17 protein-coding genes are annotated in these 16,343 nt (G+C 52.4%); 10 read left to right on the forward strand and 7 right to left on the reverse strand.

Annotation, left to right across the window (positions count from 1 at the left end; all coding sequences use genetic code 11):
* The first annotated feature begins 225 nt into the window (after positions 1-225).
* Entirely contained in the window at positions 226-450 is a 225-nt protein-coding gene (locus tag H0247_RS00550) for a type II toxin-antitoxin system Phd/YefM family antitoxin (RefSeq protein WP_180740762.1), read from the forward strand.
* Positions 447-821: a type II toxin-antitoxin system death-on-curing family toxin gene (locus H0247_RS00555; protein WP_180740763.1), complete on the forward strand. Its 375-nt coding sequence runs from the start codon at positions 447-449 to the stop codon at positions 819-821. Before H0247_RS00550 ends, H0247_RS00555 begins: the two co-directional genes overlap by 4 nt.
* 2 nt (positions 822-823) lie before the next feature.
* Here H0247_RS00555 and H0247_RS00560 read toward each other — a convergent pair whose 3' ends face one another.
* From H0247_RS00560 to rfaD, 4 genes are read right to left on the reverse strand one after another with little or no spacing between them, the layout of a single operon-like run.
* Positions 824-2,083: an O-antigen ligase gene (locus H0247_RS00560; protein ID WP_219606567.1), complete on the reverse strand. Its 1,260-nt coding sequence runs from the start codon at positions 2,081-2,083 to the stop codon at positions 824-826.
* 26 nt (positions 2,084-2,109) lie between these two features.
* Positions 2,110-3,093: a lipopolysaccharide heptosyltransferase RfaC gene (gene rfaC, locus H0247_RS00565; RefSeq protein WP_180740765.1), complete on the reverse strand. Its 984-nt coding sequence runs from the start codon at positions 3,091-3,093 to the stop codon at positions 2,110-2,112.
* Complete coding sequence (gene rfaF / locus H0247_RS00570; RefSeq protein WP_180740766.1) at positions 3,090-4,175, reverse strand: ADP-heptose--LPS heptosyltransferase RfaF; 1,086 nt, start codon at positions 4,173-4,175, stop codon at positions 3,090-3,092. Before rfaF ends, rfaC begins: the two co-directional genes overlap by 4 nt.
* A gap of 23 nt (positions 4,176-4,198) precedes the next feature.
* Positions 4,199-5,131 carry an ADP-glyceromanno-heptose 6-epimerase gene (rfaD, locus tag H0247_RS00575; protein ID WP_180740767.1) on the reverse strand — a complete coding sequence of 311 codons (933 nt, stop codon included), beginning with the start codon at positions 5,129-5,131 and terminating at the stop codon, positions 4,199-4,201.
* Between the two features lie 242 nt (positions 5,132-5,373).
* On the opposite strand from rfaD, the gene H0247_RS00580 reads away from it, so the two are divergent.
* Together H0247_RS00580 and tdh are read left to right on the forward strand one after the other, a co-directional pair.
* Positions 5,374-6,570: a glycine C-acetyltransferase gene (locus tag H0247_RS00580; RefSeq protein WP_180740768.1), complete on the forward strand. Its 1,197-nt coding sequence runs from the start codon at positions 5,374-5,376 to the stop codon at positions 6,568-6,570.
* 10 nt (positions 6,571-6,580) lie between these two features.
* A complete protein-coding gene (tdh, locus tag H0247_RS00585) occupies positions 6,581-7,612 on the forward strand; it encodes an L-threonine 3-dehydrogenase (protein ID WP_180740769.1) in 1,032 nt (343 codons plus the stop codon).
* A 51-nt stretch (positions 7,613-7,663) separates the two neighbouring features.
* Here tdh and H0247_RS00590 read toward each other — a convergent pair whose 3' ends face one another.
* Entirely contained in the window at positions 7,664-8,611 is a 948-nt protein-coding gene (locus H0247_RS00590; protein WP_180740770.1) for a divergent polysaccharide deacetylase family protein, read from the reverse strand.
* Between the two features lie 2 nt (positions 8,612-8,613).
* Positions 8,614-9,915, reverse strand: coding sequence for a murein hydrolase activator EnvC (envC, locus tag H0247_RS00595; RefSeq protein WP_180740771.1), 1,302 nt, complete (start codon positions 9,913-9,915; stop codon positions 8,614-8,616).
* A gap of 364 nt (positions 9,916-10,279) precedes the next feature.
* Between envC and H0247_RS00600 the strand changes: the two genes are divergently transcribed.
* The 6 genes from H0247_RS00600 to H0247_RS00625 all read left to right on the forward strand — a co-directional run bounded on the left by H0247_RS00600 (position 10,280) and on the right by H0247_RS00625 (position 15,473).
* Positions 10,280-10,711 carry a rhodanese-like domain-containing protein gene (locus tag H0247_RS00600; RefSeq protein ID WP_180740772.1) on the forward strand — a complete coding sequence of 144 codons (432 nt, stop codon included), beginning with the start codon at positions 10,280-10,282 and terminating at the stop codon, positions 10,709-10,711.
* Positions 10,712-10,915: 204 nt separating this feature from the next.
* Complete coding sequence (gene secB, locus H0247_RS00605; protein WP_014913761.1) at positions 10,916-11,386, forward strand: protein-export chaperone SecB; 471 nt, start codon at positions 10,916-10,918, stop codon at positions 11,384-11,386.
* Positions 11,386-12,405 carry an NAD(P)H-dependent glycerol-3-phosphate dehydrogenase gene (gene gpsA, locus H0247_RS00610; protein WP_180740773.1) on the forward strand — a complete coding sequence of 340 codons (1,020 nt, stop codon included), beginning with the start codon at positions 11,386-11,388 and terminating at the stop codon, positions 12,403-12,405. Before secB ends, gpsA begins: the two co-directional genes overlap by 1 nt.
* A gap of 147 nt (positions 12,406-12,552) precedes the next feature.
* The gene (gene cysE, locus H0247_RS00615; protein WP_180740774.1) at positions 12,553-13,374 is read left to right on the forward strand and encodes a serine O-acetyltransferase; all 822 of its coding nucleotides are present in this window, start codon (positions 12,553-12,555) and stop codon (positions 13,372-13,374) included.
* Positions 13,375-13,685: 311 nt separating this feature from the next.
* A complete protein-coding gene (gene pagP, locus H0247_RS00620) occupies positions 13,686-14,324 on the forward strand; it encodes a lipid IV(A) palmitoyltransferase PagP (protein WP_180740775.1) in 639 nt (212 codons plus the stop codon).
* A 249-nt stretch (positions 14,325-14,573) separates the two neighbouring features.
* Positions 14,574-15,473 (forward strand): carboxylate/amino acid/amine transporter, encoded by a 900-nt coding sequence (locus H0247_RS00625; RefSeq protein WP_180740776.1) that lies wholly within the window; start codon positions 14,574-14,576, stop codon positions 15,471-15,473.
* Here H0247_RS00625 and metR read toward each other — a convergent pair.
* On the reverse strand, positions 15,379-16,314 hold the full coding sequence (gene metR / locus H0247_RS00630; RefSeq protein WP_180740777.1) for an HTH-type transcriptional regulator MetR: 936 nt from the start codon (positions 16,312-16,314) through the stop codon (positions 15,379-15,381). The genes H0247_RS00625 and metR overlap by 95 nt on opposite strands.
* Positions 16,315-16,343: the final 29 nt, after the last annotated feature.

Raw genomic sequence — 16,343 nt, forward strand, 5'->3', positions numbered from 1 at the left:
CTAAAACCCAAACCCCTCTCACAGTAGTAATTAATATTATACTCGGCATCTTGCAAGCTGCGCAGAGGTTACCTTTACTCAGAGGTTTCCGACCACCGATGGTTTTGTGTTGTCATGCCCTTCCCGTTTTTCGAAAAGATGTTGAGCGCATTGAATTGACAGTCACATCAACTTAATTGTACAACTTAGTTGATATCAACCCGAAATAATGTAAAGGAACAGGCGATGTTGACGATGACTTTCTCTGATGTTCGGCAGAAATTTGCCAAAGTGCTGGATACGGCTATTACGCAGCCAGTGACGATTACTCGTCGTTCAGCGCCGGATATGGTGGTTATCACTGCGGCACAGTTTGCCGAGTTGCAGCAGGCTAAATTTGAAGCTTCTCTTGCCAAGGTAATGAGTAAGCCAAAGAATCAGGCGTTGTTTAAGGAACTTGCTGATAAATGATCTTCTTCTTAACGGTTGAGCAGGTCATCGCAATCCATGATTATCAGTTGGAAATGTATGGTGGCTTGCCTGGGTACAGGGATATCAGCGTAGTGGAAGGCATGGTTGCCCGCGTTGAGAATCTTCACACATACCAGAATGAGAATGACCTGCACATGCTTGCCGCATCGCTGTTGCTTTCGATAGCGCGCGGGCATGGCTTTAATGATGCGAATAAAAGGACTTCGGCGGCAGCGGCTATGGTATTTCTTGATATGAATGGCGCGTCAATGACTCCGTCAGAAAACTTTGCTGATTTTGTGGTAATGGCAGCGCAAGGGCTTTACGACGTGCATACCGTCGCGGAAGAACTGAAAAAACTCGTCGATTAGGATCATTGTTGCTTTAGCCATTTTCCCGTCAGCGTGGTGCCAAGACAAAACGCCATCAGCCACGCAATAAGCATATCTCGTGAATAGAGAATAACGTCGCTCAGCCCATACATCAGCAGTGCGAAAAGTAGCGCCGCAGAGAGATGGCTGCGTAGAACAAAAAATGAAAAATAAAATAGAGAGGCATAAAGCAATACTAGCAGTATCACTCCTGGTATGCCCTTCAACGAAAAAGCGTCAATCACTTCGTTATGCAGGTGAACATTCAAATACCCCAGCGCGCCGGATAATTCAGACTCTTGCTTTGCTTGTGCAATGATATGTTCTGCACGCTGTTCGGCGGATTGTCCAAACAGGGCTTCTTCTCCTGCCTCGATACCCGATTGGTACATCGCAATACGCGCCCCCACCGATGTCATGCTGTTGTCCATACTATAGCTGTGTATATCGTTGATCAGGTCATTGACGCGTTGATGAAGTGTATTCTGGAACAGGAATAAACACAGGAGAAGTGTGGCGGCTGAGCCGATGAATGCTTTAATAAGCAGTCGCTTATTATGTCTGACTTCTGACAATAAAATAGTTGCGCCGACAATCGGGTAGACGAATATCGCTGCCCGCGTCTCTGTTAGCAGAATAGCCACCATCACTAACAGAAAATGCCCCAGGTAAAGATAATACTTATAAGGCGAATCGAGTTTAAGCAGTGCTTGTGCGCTTAGGGCGCCAATGAAAGTCAGAAAATAGGCTGCGCTCGTGGCTGTGCCAAATACCAACCCAATACGATGCATTCCACTGAACCATGCCTGATAAAATGCATAGCCTAACGCTAAGACACAAATGACGAGCATATAGGCATGTAATCGTTGTGGCTGACTCTTTTGTGAGAGATGCAAGACCGTCAACAGAGTAAATGCACCCAAAATACCGGCGTGTGCGGATGCCCTGTAGGCGTTATAGACATAAGGGAAAAGGCTATCAGGTTGATAATAGTGGTGATACCAGATGAGATTGGTTAAACCGATAGCCAGCAGGATAAGTGGAATCAGTAACAATCGTTTAGCCGCTATTACGGTTCTTAGGTTTGTCGCCACATAGAAAACAGAGAGAGAACCCGTGAGATAAAACAGCCACCCAGCAATAATGCTACTAAATGGCATAATGGCTAATGTGAGTAAACAGCCGGGGAAAACGGTTTTAAGCGCGACAGTCGAGCTTATACTGGGCGTTTTGCCCAGTTCGTATCTTAATTCATTAAGCATGTATTTGTTCACTGTCGGGAGCGATGTCACTCGTCTGATGCGGATAATTCTATCAGCTTCTCTAATTTCTGATGGACGTGACTAGCAGGAATTGTCTCCATTTTCTGGCTTTCAGACATTTCCACCACCTGATTCATTCCGTAGCCGCCAATTAGCCCTGGATCGGTTGGTCCGTACAAGGTGATATTCGGACGATCCAGTGCCGCCGTCAGGTGGCTAAGCCCGGTATCGACGGAAACGACGGCTTTGGCGCCTGCTAATACCTCGGCGACCTGTTGCAGCGTGAGGCGCGATAAGACCTCAACGTGCGGGAACCCTTCCGCCAGCCGTAAGGCGCGCTGATGCTCATGTTCCGCGCCCCAAGGAAGCTTGATGCGTAAGCCGCTTGGCGCCAATAGGGCAATCAGTTCACGCCAGTGAGCTTCCGGCCAGTGTTTTTCATCACGCGTTGTGGCGTGAAGAAACACTAGATAGCAGTTGGCGTCTGCGGGTGGCTGGGAGAGGAAACGCGAGGCAATCGCATAATCGCCGCGCTCGGTGGGTTTCCGATAGTTCAGGCTGGCGGCAAACAGCTCTCGTACGCGCTCGACGGCATGCTGTTGACGGCTTATCGGGTGGCGATAGTTATAAAACCAGCTTGCCAGCGGCTCACGCGCGCTCTTGCAATCCAGTCCGTGTTTCTTTCCGTTGGCGAGCCGCGTCACCAGCAGCGCGCTTTTAATCAGCCCTTGCGCATCAATGACGGCATCATAACGGTACTGGCGTAGCTGGCGTTTAAATTCGGCACGTTCCTGACGTATCGGGGCGCTGAACCAGCTTTTGCGCCAGCGGCGTATCGCTACTGGAATCACGCGGGAAACCGCTGGGTGCCAGCTGGGAATTTGCGCGAAACCTTCTTCAACCACCCAGTCGAATTGGATCCCAGGAATCACCTGCATGGCGTCGGTCAAGGCGGGTAACGTATGCAGCACATCGCCCATTGACGATGTTTTGACGATCAACACTCTCATGCGCCAGCTCCCAGCAGCGGACTTTCTCCGGAAAAAACGCTTTTTTCCTTAACAAGATACTTATCCAGTGCGTTGAGCACGCGTTCGGGCTGAATGTCGATCAAACTCTGGTGATACCCCTGTTCGGCATCCCCTTTGCGCACTCGGTGATAGCCGGTGATCAGCCGAATCACCTCGGCCTGATGGGACAACGGCGGGGTAAAATCGGGGCTGCTCGGGCCATAAAGCGCGACAAGCGGACGATGAAGCGCTGCGGCAACGTGCATGAGCCCGGAGTCGTTGCTGACGACGGCGTGGCAGGCGGCGATCAACACCACTGCCTGTTCCAGCGAGGTTTTCCCCGCCAGACTGGCGCAATGCTGCCGTGCGTCTTCCGTTAATCCCTGAAGGATATCGTCACAGGCTGAACGGTCATTGGCGGAGCCGAACAGCGCGATCTGGTAGCCGCGCTCAATCAGGGTTTGCGCCAGCGCAGCATAGTGATAATGCGGCCACCGTTTGGCGGGGCCGAATTCGGCACCGGGGCAAAAGCCGATGATGGAGCGTGCATCGCTGAGGTCGAAGGCCTGCATCATGTCCGCCATTTCGGTCTGATTGACCTGTAACTGTGGCCACAGTAACGGCTGTGGTAAGTCTTCGGCACGACGAATACGGCGACGATCGTAGGCTAATGCGGCGTAACGCTGAACCATCAGCGGAAATGCGGCTTTATCCAGCACACGTAAGTCGTTCAGCAGCCCATAACGCATTTCGCCACGCCAGCCTGTGCGCTGCGGAATGTTGGCAAAGAACGGGACCAGCGCGGATTTAAAGGAGTTGGGCAGCACGTAAGCGCGATCGTAACCTGCATCGCGCAGCGATACGCCAAGGCGGCGACGTTCGCCCAGTGCCAGTGCGCCGTGACCGAGCGGCATGGCTAACGCCTGATTGACTTCCGGCATCCGTGCCAGCAGCGGACGGCACCAAGCCGGAGCCATCACGTCAATGACCGCTTCTGGGTGTTCAGCCTTCAGTGTGCGATAAAGGCTGTGCGACATCATCATATCGCCGACCCAGGAAGGGCCGATGACCAAAATTTTCATACCGCTTATGAATCCTTATTTGATTAAACGGTACGGTTCAGCCAGGCCATATATTCCGCCACGCCCTCGGCGACGGTTTTGAACGGCTTGTCATAACCTGCGGCACGCAAGTTGGTGAGGTCAGCCTGAGTGTAAGCCTGATAGCGGCCTTTCAGCTTCTCGGGGAACTCGATGTATTCCACGCTGCCTTTCTTGTGGAAAGCAAGCGTCGCGTCGGCAACCGCCTGGAAAGATTCGGCGCGACCGGTACCGCAGTTGAAGATACCGGAAACACCGTTTTGCCAGAACCACAGGTTGACGGCCGCGACATCGCCGACGTAGACGAAGTCACGTTTGAAGTTTTCGCTACCGGAGAACAGCTTCGGATTTTCACCCTGATTAATCTGGTTGTTCAGATGAAACGCGACGCTTGCCATGCTGCCTTTGTGGCCTTCACGCGGTCCGTAGACGTTGAAATAACGGAAGCCGCAGATCTGCGATTCCGCTTCTGGAAGAATTTCACGCACATACTGATCGAACAGGAATTTGGAGTAGCCATAGACGTTCAGCGGCTGCTCGTACTGACGTTCTTCGATGAAGTTATCGTTGCGACCGCCGTAGGTGGCGGCAGAAGAGGCATACAGGAACGGAATGTTGCGATCGAGGCAGTAGTGCAACACGTCTTTGGAGTATTGATAGTTGTTATCCATCATGTACTTGCCATCCCACTCGGTGGTGGAAGAGCAGGCACCTTCATGGAATATGGCATCAATATCGCCCAGATCGTCACCTGCAACGATGCTGGCGATGAAGTCTTCCTTATCCATGTAATCGGCGATGTCCAGATCGACCAGATTGACGAATTTGGTGCCGTCTTTCAGGTTATCGACCACCAGAATGTCCCGATAGCCGATGTCATTCAGAGATTTTACGATATTGCTGCCGATAAAACCGGCACCGCCAGTAACGATAATCATGGGCGCGACCTTTGTTAATCTTGCTGGTGGGGCACCGCGCCCCACGCTATTTATGACCGCTATAATAGCATTTCATTTTACCGCAAGCAGCCAGAGCTTAATTTATCCCATGTTGCCCTCACGTTTTTAAGATGATTCAGGCCGTGACGAAGCCAGCATTTTCAGACTGTTTACCCCGCATTTCTGCCCACATCCGCTAGCTTAAAAACCATAAAGCGATCTTTTTATGGGAGAGTCACGCTATGCCTGCCGCGTTTTATCAACAACTTACTACACAAATTATGGCAGCACGCACCGAAGGGGTGTTCAAAGAGGAGCGCATTATTACCTCTGCGCAGCAGGCTGAAATTGAGGTGATGGACAGCAACCGCCTGCTCAACTTCTGCGCCAATAATTATCTTGGTCTGGCGGACAGCCCTGAACTGATTGCCGCCGCCAAAGCCGGATTGGACAGCCACGGTTTCGGTATGGCCTCGGTGCGCTTCATCTGTGGCACGCAGGATATCCACAAGCAGCTGGAGCGTAAGCTCGCGGATTTTCTGGGAATGGATGACGCGATTCTCTATTCCTCCTGCTTCGATGCCAACGGCGGGCTGTTTGAAACGCTGATGGAAGCGGAAGATGCGATTATTTCCGATGCGCTCAATCATGCCTCAATCATCGACGGTATTCGGCTATCGAAGGCGCGACGCTACCGCTATGCCAATAACGATATGAATCAGTTGGAAGCGCAGTTGCAGCTGGCGAGAGCGGAAGGGGCAAGGCACATCATGATCGCCACTGACGGCGTGTTTTCGATGGATGGCGTGATTGCCGATTTGCAGGGGATTTGCGATCTGGCGGATCGTTATGACGCGCTCGTGATGGTGGATGATTCCCATGCGGTGGGGTTTGTGGGCGAACAAGGGCGCGGAACGCCTGAACACTGCGGTGTGATGGAGCGTGTCGACATCATTACCGGGACGCTAGGCAAGGCGCTGGGGGGCGCATCGGGGGGATATACGGCGGGCAAACGTGAGGTGATCGACTGGCTGCGCCAGCGCTCTCGACCCTATCTGTTTTCCAACTCGCTTGCGCCTGCGATTGTCACTGCATCGCTCAGCGTTCTCGATCTGCTGGAACAGAGTGGCGAACGGCGTGAGCGTCTCTGGGCAAATGCCCGTCTGTTCCGTGAAAAGATGACGGCCGCAGGGTTCACGCTAGCGGGAGCCGATCACGCCATTATTCCCGTCATGTTGGGTGAGGCGCAGCTGGCGCAGGATTTTGCGCGGGCGCTACAGCGGGAAGGCGTGTACGTCGCCGGCTTTTTCTATCCCGTTGTTCCCCTCGGTCAGTCGCGTATTCGTACCCAAATGTCGGCCGTCCATACGCCGCAGCAAATCCAATTTGCCGTCGAGGCTTTTACCCGCGTGGGTAAACGTCTGGGTGTGATCAACTGAGGAAACCGTCATGAAAGCATTGGCAAAACTGCGACCAGAAGAAGGCATCTGGATGGTGGATTCCCCCATGCCGGAGCTCGGGCATAACGACATTATGATTAAAATCCGCAAAAGCGCGATCTGCGGAACGGATGTACATATCTATAACTGGGACGAATGGTCGCAGAAGACGATTCCCGTTCCGATGGTCGTCGGGCATGAGTACGTTGGCGAAATTGTCGCTATCGGTCAGGAAGTTAACGGTTTTCATATTGGCGATCGGGTCTCTGGCGAAGGGCACATTACCTGCGGCTACTGTCGCAACTGCCGTGCCGGACGGCGTCATTTATGCCGTAATGCTATTGGCGTTGGGGTCAATCGTCCCGGTTCGTTCGCAGAATATCTGGTAATCCCTGCCTACAACGCGTTTCGCATTCCTGACAATATTTCTGATGAGCTAGCCGCCATTTTCGATCCCTTCGGCAATGCGGTGCATACCGCGCTTTCCTTTGATTTAGTGGGGGAAGATGTCTTGATCGCCGGCGCAGGGCCGATAGGTATGATGGCAGCGGCGGTATGCCGCCACGTTGGTGCAAGGAATGTCGTGATTACCGATGTGAATGCGTACCGGCTGGAGCTGGCCAGTAAAATGGGGGCCACGCGCGCCGTCAATGTGGCAGAGGAAAAGCTGGCTGACGTCATGATAGAACTGGGCATGACGGAGGGATTTGATATCGGGCTGGAGATGTCGGGTGCACCGTCAGCCTTTCGTGCCATGTTGAAAGCGATGAATCACGGTGGCCGCATCGCCATGCTGGGTATTCCGCACGAACCGATGTCGATTGACTGGGGAGAGGTGATTTTTAAGGGGCTGTTTATCAAAGGTATCTATGGACGGGAAATGTTCGAAACCTGGTACAAAATGTCGGCGCTGATTCAGTCTGGACTGGATTTGTCACCGATTATCACCCACCGCTTTCACATTGATGAATTTCAGAAAGGGTTCGATGCCATGCGCTCGGGTCAGTCGGGCAAGGTGATTCTCAATTGGGATGAGACATAACCCTGCCGCAACGAATTTGTGCGATGGCAAAAGGGAAACGTACGCCAGGTGTTACGGCTGAACGTGCGTTTCGGTGTCGGCTGGAACCACCCAGGTCTGCCAGCGGTGCTTGATAAACATCACTGGGGCGCTTTCCCGAATGCTGCTGCTCACCAGCCTGAAGAACACATCACTCTTCAGTGGTTCCGGCGGCTGTTTGACCCGACACTGCGGGATGCCGCGGAACGGATTACGCGGTTTAACCGGCTGTTGCGGCTGAGGTTCGTACTGTCGCGCCGGTTCATTCAGTAACTGGCTGGGGCGGACTAAGACAATATCGGCATCCAGCGTGGGCAGCATCTGCTGCAAAACGCGGATGGTTGAAGGATGTGGATGCCCGATAGCGATGGCGGAACCGCTGCGGCGGGCAATTTGCACCGCGCGGGTAAACTGCTTACGAATCTCGGCTTCGTTTTGCGAATCATCCAGAAAGACTTTGCGTTTGATGACGTTGACGCCCGTTCCCGCCGCAGCCTGACTGGATTGGCTGCTACCAATGGTCATGCTATCAAGGAAGTAAAGCTGATAGGCGCTTAGCGCCTGCATGACTTTTTGCATGCCGGGCAGGCTGGCGGTCATCGCGCTGCCCATATGGTTGTTCAACCCCACGGCGTAAGGCACGTTATTGACCGACTGGCGAATAATGCGCTGGATTTCATCACTGCTCATGTCCGGGCGTAACGTGTCACGCTCCAGCGGCTGCTTGCTCATCGGTGCCATTGGCAGATGGATCAAGACTTCTCGCCCTTGCTGGTGGGCTTTGGTCGCCATTTCACGGGCGTACGGCGCATTGGGCAATACCGCAACGGAAATCGCCGTTGGCATTGCCAGAATCTGGTTCTCATTGTGCGGACGATAGCCGAAATCATCGATGACGATGGACAGTTTCCCAGCCAGCGCTAAAGGAGACAACGCGAGCAGACCCAATGCCAGTAACGGTGTTTTAGTTAAATATGACAAGACTATCTTCCTAGCCAAGGTTGTGGATTGACCGCCTGACCCTGACGACGGATTTCAAAATACAGCCCAGGCTTGCTCTGCCCGCCGCTGGTGCCAACCAGCGCAATAGGTTGACCGGCTTTGACCTGAGCGCCAACGGAGACCAACGCGCTTTGGTTATAACCGTACAGGCTCATATCGCCTTTACCATGCTGAACGACAACGACCAACCCATAGCCCTGTAGCCAGTCAGCCATTAGTACGGTCCCATCGGCAATGGCTTTCACCTCTGTACCTTCCGGCGCGGCAATCACCAGCCCTTTCCAGCGTAGTTCACCCTGTAGCGGTTCGCCGAAACGATGTTCGATGCGGCCGTTGACTGGCCAGATAGCCTGACCTGAAGGTCGCCCTAAACCGCCAGTTCGCGCCATAAGTGAGCGTTCACCTTCCGTAGGTTTGTAGCTGCTGCCGCTGCGTTTGGCCTGTTCTTCCTTCGCACGAACTTTGGCGGCCTCACGCGCTTCTCGTTCGGCGCGGGCTTTCGCTTCTCGCTCGGCGCGAGCGATCTGGTCGCGCAGCCGGGTTTCATTCTGGCGCAGCTCCGTCAACTGCTGCTGATCTTTTTCCAACGAACTTTCCAGCGTCGACAGCGTTTTTTTCCGATCGGACTGCGCCTGCTCCAGCGTCTGCTGTTGCTGCTGTTGGTCACTCAGCAGCGTTTTTTGCTGCGTCTGCTTTTGTTCCAACTGACGTTTTTGGTCAGCCAGTTCCACGCGGGTTTGCTGCAATTCGTGGATGGATTTCTGGCGAGCTTCATTCAGGTAGCCGAAGTAGGCGAGGATGCGTTCGTTGCGCTGGCTTTCCTCTCCGCTCAGCATTAATTGCAGCGCGCTGTGCTGGCCTTGCCGGAAGGCGGCGTCAAGCTGACGGGAGAGCAGCGTTTGTTGCTTATCCTGCTGAGATTGCAGCTTGGCGATAGACGCGCTGAGGCTGGTTAATTCTTTATTTAGCGTGGACAGCGTATTGCGCGTTTCATGCAGTTGACGACTGGCCTGAGAGATAGACTGCTCCTGCTTTTTCAACTGTTGGACTAACGCACTGCGCTGCTTTTGTTGCTCTTGAACGCTTTTTTCTTTTGCGGCGATATCTTGTTGCAGGGTCTTGAGCTGCGCCTGATTATCTTCCGCCTGGCTGAGCGCGGGCAACAGCAAAACGCCAACGCAGAGCGCGCTGACGCAGCGGGTGAGCAGCCTTTGCAATGCGGATAAATGGCGATCGGCGCTACATGCCACTCGACTCTGTACAAATAACGCGTTTTTACTCATAGCGGTGAATTATTCCACGATGAACAGCGGCTTACCAGTGGTCTCTTGTCTGATTTCTATTTCCAGACGTGACAAGCATGGCACAAAGACGGGCATCTATGCGCATCAATAATGGATAAATGGAAAGCTCTGCGCATAAAATGAAGGAATGGCATTATTGGGTATGCCAGTTTCTGTGGCCTGCTCTCTCTGGCTGGCGTCGGTGTTGGGATGGCGTTAAATCGCTATCCTGGAAATTTTTGGGTATCGCGCCGCAGATTCGATACGCTATGTTGGCTTACTGGCTGTAATTGCCGTATCGCGCAGGTATACTCAGGAACCTTATATTTTTGTTGATTAACTGATCCGGGAGTCGTTACACCCCATGCAAGAGATTATGCCATTCATTAGCAAGAACCCTATTTTGAGCATTTCCTGGGTTGCACTGTTGGTTGCGGTTATCGTGCTTACTGTGAAGAGTAAACTGTCGAACGTAAAAGAAGTGGTTCGCGGTGAAGCGATCCGCCTGATTAATAAAGAAGATGCTGTCGTCGTCGATATCCGTAACCGTGATGACTATCGCCGTGGCCATATTGCCAGCGCATTTAACCTGTTGCCGAACGACATTAAGAACGGCAGTGTAGGTGAACTTGAAAAACATAAGTCGCAGCCGATTATCGTGGTTTGCGCCAATGGCCTCTCTTCACGTGAAGCGGCCGAAAATTTGTTCAAAGCGGGCTTTGAGCGTGTGCAGATACTGAAAGACGGCCTGGCTGGCTGGAGTGGTGAGAATCTGCCTTTAGTCCGCGGCAAGTAACACGGTTTGTGGTAAAACTATCCTCGTCGTGCCGTGTGTGATCAGTCATCGTTGTGATAAGTCATACGCAGCGAAAATGGCAACGATTTGGCAGGATAATCGACAGGCTGATTGCAGTACGATAATGACTGAACTGTGCTGACGTCCGCCTATTTATGACGACGGAAGACGTCAAAAAAATCTAACAAAAGGGTATTACTTAACATGTCTGAACAAAACAACACAGAAATGGCTTTCCAGATCCAGCGTATTTACACCAAAGATATCTCTTTTGAAGCGCCAAATGCGCCTCAGGTGTTCCAGCAGGAATGGCAGCCGGAAGTAAAACTGGATCTGGATACGGCCTCGAGCCAACTGGCTGATGACATCTATGAAGTTGTTCTGCGCGTGACTGTAACGGCTTCTCTGGGTGAAGAAACTGCGTTTCTGTGTGAAGTTCAGCAAGGCGGTATCTTTACCGTTGGCGGCATTGAAGGAACTCAACTGGCGCACTGCCTGGGCGCATACTGCCCGAACATTCTGTTCCCTTACGCGCGCGAGTGCATCACCAGCCTGGTTTCTCGCGGTACCTTCCCGCAACTGAACCTGGCACCAGTTAACTTTGATGCGCTGTTCATGAACTACCTGCAGCAGCAGACCGAAGGTGAAGGCGCTGCGCAGCATCAGGATGCTTGATGAACGCGTCTGACGCTTCCATGACCGTCATCGGTGCCGGTTCGTACGGCACCGCATTGGCCATTACGCTGGCGCGTAATGGCCATCGAGTTGTGCTGTGGGGCCACAACTCTGCACACATTCAGGCGTTAGAGGCTGCCCGCTGTAATCAGGCGTTTCTGCCGGATGTGCCTTTCCCCGATTCGCTACAGTTGGAAACCAATCTGGCGCAGGCGCTCGCTGCCAGCAGAAACGTGCTGGTTGTGGTGCCGAGCCATGTGTTTGGTGATGTTCTGCGTCAGTTGAAACCGTATTTACGAGCCGATGCACGTATCGTGTGGGCGACAAAAGGGCTGGAAGCCGAAACGGGACGTTTATTGCAGGATGTTGCCCGCGAAGCGTTGGGCGACACTATTCCGCTTGCGGTGGTCTCCGGCCCGACGTTTGCCAAAGAATTAGCGGCCGGTATGCCAACGGCGATTGCTCTGGCATCAACGGACAGTGAATTTGCCGACGACTTACAGCGGCTGCTGCACTGTGGGAAGAGCTTCCGCGTATACAGCAACCCGGATTTTATCGGCGTGCAACTGGGTGGGGCGGTGAAAAATGTCATCGCTATCGGTGCCGGGATGTCTGACGGCATTGGGTTTGGCGCGAATGCACGAACCGCATTGATCACCCGCGGGTTGGCAGAAATGACTCGGCTTGGCACGGCGCTGGGTGCCGATCCCTCGACTTTCATGGGGATGGCTGGGCTGGGCGATCTGGTGCTGACCTGTACTGATAATCAGTCCCGTAACCGGCGCTTCGGTATGATGCTCGGGCAGGGAATGGATGTACAGAGCGCGCAGGATAGTATTGGTCAGGTTGTTGAAGGGTATCGCAATACGAAAGAGGTGCTGGCGTTAGCGCAGCGCTACGGCGTTGAAATGCCGATTACCGAACAACTCTGGCAAGTTCTGTATTGCGGAAAAGACGCCCGAGAGGCGGCGCTGAGCCTACTGGGGCGCACGCGTAAAGACGAAACCGCCAGGTTATAAAACACGTCGTTCTATGCTGCACTGGGCTTCCTAATCTGGGAGGCTCATAGTATGTTCATTTTCTTGTATGCGAGCGGCGGTGCTACTAAGCCTGCCGTTTGATAACAGATATACGTTGTGGTGTGTGGTATCTCGGAGAGTAAGGTGATGTCGACAGAAGAACTGGAACTGGTCTGGACCAATATCAAAGCAGAAGCGCGCAGTCTTGCAGACTGTGAACCGATGCTGGCCAGCTTTTTTCATGCCACGTTGCTGAAGCACGAGAATCTGGGTAGCGCACTGAGCTATATGCTGGCGAACAAGCTGGCAAATGCGATCATGCCCGCCATCGCTATTCGTGAAGTGGTGGAAGAAGCCTACGACGCCGATCCACAGATGATTATTTCTGCTGCGCGTGATATTCAGGCCGTCTGCCTGCGCGACCCCGCGGTGGATAAATACTCGACGCCATTGCTCTACCTGAAAGGGTTTCATGCACTACAAGCTTACCGTATTGGCCATTGGCTGTGGTCGCAGGATCGTAGAGCGTTGGCGGTCTACTTCCAAAATCAGATCTCGGTTTCTTTCGGCGTCGATATCCACCCAGCGGCGCGAATCGGTTGCGGGATCATGCTCGATCATGCGACAGGTATTGTGATCGGCGAAACCGCGGTGGTTGAAAATGATGTCTCTATTTTGCAATCCGTGACGCTGGGCGGGACGGGTAAAACGAGCGGCGATCGTCACCCTAAAATTCGCGAAGGCGTGATGATTGGTGCGGGTGCGAAAATTCTGGGGAACATTGAAGTGGGCTGTGGCGCGAAAATTGGCGCCGGTTCTGTCGTGCTGCAATCCGTTCCTCCACACACGACGGCGGCAGGTGTCCCCGCTCGTATTGTCGGTCGACCGGAAAGCGATAAACCGGCTATGGATATGGATCAGTATTTCAACGGCATCAATCGTGGCTTCGAATATGGTGATGGTATTTAGCCTCTCAGCATCGGCGATTCACCGCTTTTGCTATCAATCTGGAACAGTTCCCCATCAGAGCATAAACCACCTATGAATAAGGTGGTTTTTTGCTATTTTTGCTAAGAAACGTCTGAAATCGGTACTGAATTCACTATCTATTTAAGCAAGGTTGCTATTTATCCCTGCATAATAGAACGGATATTTTAGTTGACCGTTTATATAGGCAGATAGCGCAAGTTGAACTATATATTTTGGTAACGACCAAGGATCACTTTGCTTGGATTGCCTTTGTTTGAATGGAATCGTGACGCTATTGCAGAGAACATGATATGTATTTGAAGCGAACTGTAATCACGCTGAGTTTGAGTACACTCTTCGTTATCCCTTCCTTGAGCTACGCAGAAGCAGATATAAATAATACGGATAGCGTGGCTAACCGTACCCTTACAGCGGTCGATTCCAATGATTTGGCATCGGATAAGCAGAGTGAAAGCTGGTGGCAGAGAAGTAAAAATAACGTGTCTGCGACCTGGAATTCGCCGCAAAGCCACGATATTTATATCCCAGCGATTACCTGGCACAACCGCTGGACGTACGATAAAGAAAAGACTGATCGATATAATGAAAGGCCGTGGGGCGCGGGCTACGGTGTTTCCCGTTTGGATAAAGACGGGGATTGGCACGGGCTTTATATTATGGCATTTAAAGATTCCTATAATAAATGGGAACCTATCGGTGGTTATGGTTATGAAAAGCGCTGGCGGCCAACCCGCGATCAGGATTTTCAACTGGGACTGGGTTTTACGGCTGGTGTAACCATGCGTGACAACTGGAACTATATTCCTATCCCTGTATTACTACCTCTGGCATCAATTAGTTATAAAAAACTCTCTTTCCAGGCGACTTACATCCCCGGTACATATAATAACGGTAATGTTTTCTTTGCCTGGCTCAGATGGCAGATTTAATTTTTCGGTTATCGAGCCTCCTTTATTTCATGAAAAGAGGCTCTAATTATTTGATAAAATATTCCGTTGGCTGAATATATTTGGTGGTGTAAATGTTACTTGGGAAATGTTTATTTAATGCCGTTTCTCTCATTGTGACATTTACTCGTCCGTTTGTTTGTTATTTGTCCTGATGTAAACCACATTGACTGAAATTCATTCAGTCATCTCCGTTACAATGGCGAGACTTTTTCCTAAGCGGATGTTGTTGTGCCATTACTTACTATTACCACTATCTTGTGGGCATTTTCATTCAGCCTGATTGGCGCATATCTGGCGGGTCAGGTTGATAGCTGGTTTTCTGCGATGTTCCGCCTGACAGCGGCGGCGGTGGTGTTTTTGCCGTTTTTACGCTTTCGAGGCTATGCGCCACGCGTCATTTTCTTGTATCTGTTAGTGGGTGCTTGCCAACTCGGTATCATGTACCTGTTCGTTTTCCAGGCTTACTTGTACCTGACCGTACCTGAGTTTTTACTCTTTACGGTGATGACGCCGCTGTACGTTACGCTGATTTATGATTTGCTTGCTCGGCAGCGTCTGCGCTGGGGCTATGTCATGAGTGCTCTGCTGGCGGTATTCGGCGCAGCCGTGATCCACTATCACGGTGTAAGTGAGCATTTTTGGTGGGGATTCCTGCTGGTGCAAGCGGCTAACGTGTGTTTTGCCGCAGGTCAGGTTGGCTACAAGCGCCTGATGGAGCTCCATCCGGTGCCGCAGCACTGTGCATTTTCCTGGTTTTACCTGGGGGCGGCGATCGTGACGATAACCGCGTGGCTGCTCTTCGGCAATCTGGACAAATTACCCACCACAACCTTGCAGTGGGGCGTACTGCTCTGGTTGGGGATTGGTGCTTCTGGCCTGGGTTATTTTATGTGGAACTACGGCGCAACCCAGGTGGATGCCGGAACGCTCAGCATAATGAATAACTTCCATGTGCCGGCTGGGCTCTTGGTTAACTTCGCTATCTGGCATAAAACGCCAGACTGGCTGAGCTTTATCGTGGGGACGATAATTATCACGTCCTCGCTGTGGGTACACCAGCGTTGGGTCGTGAAGCGTCCTTTACAAACGGTAAGTGCTCACAAGCGTGCTGACGCGCCGAACGAATAAACGCATCAATCACCGGTTGGCGCTGCTCTCCGTCACGGACGGCGGCGTACAACCGGCTCCAAAGCCCATCACCCAGCGATTTGGTGACAATCAGTCCCTGACGCTCGAAGCTTTCCACTACCCAGTGCGGTAGCGCGGCGATGCCCATACGAGCGGCGACCATCTGAATCAACAGCAGCGTATTATCCACGCTTTTCAGCGTAGGGCTGACGCCTGCCGGCTGCAAAAAGTGACGCCAGACATCCAGCCGCTGCCGCTGTACCGGGTAGATCATCAGGGTCTCGGCGGTGAAATCCTCCGGTTCGATTTTTTCCTTTTTGGCCAGCGGATGATCGGGAGCCAGCACCAACCTGACTTCAAAATCAAACAGAGGCGAATAGTGCAGGCCACTGCGCGGCATGATGTCGGACGTCATGACCAGATCAAGTTCGCCTTGCTGGAGCGCTGGCTGAGGATCGAACGTCACGCCCGATTTAAAGTCCATCACTACCTGCGGCCAGTGCTGATGGAACTCGTCTAGTGCAGGCGTCAGCCACTGAATACAGCTATGGCACTCGATGGCCAGACGCAGCATGGTCTGGTGCGGCTCATGGCAGGCCTGCAACGCCTGCTGGATTTGCGGTAACACCTGCTCTGCCAACTGCAACAGAATTTCTCCCTGAGGCGTAAAGCGCAGCGGCTGGCTTTTACGCACGAATAGCCTGAACCCAAGGCGCTGTTCCAGATCGCTGAATTGGTGGGATAACGCCGATTGAGTTTGATGAAGTGCAGCGGCAGCGGCGGCTAACGATCCGGTATTGCGCAGTGCTTGCAGCGTTCGCAGGTGTTTGAATTCGATCATGAGAGTCCTTCACAGTGACAGTGAATAAA

Origin of the sequence: Pectobacterium sp. CFBP8739, from assembly GCF_013449375.1 — a bacterium.
Lineage (GTDB): Bacteria > Pseudomonadota > Gammaproteobacteria > Enterobacterales > Enterobacteriaceae > Pectobacterium.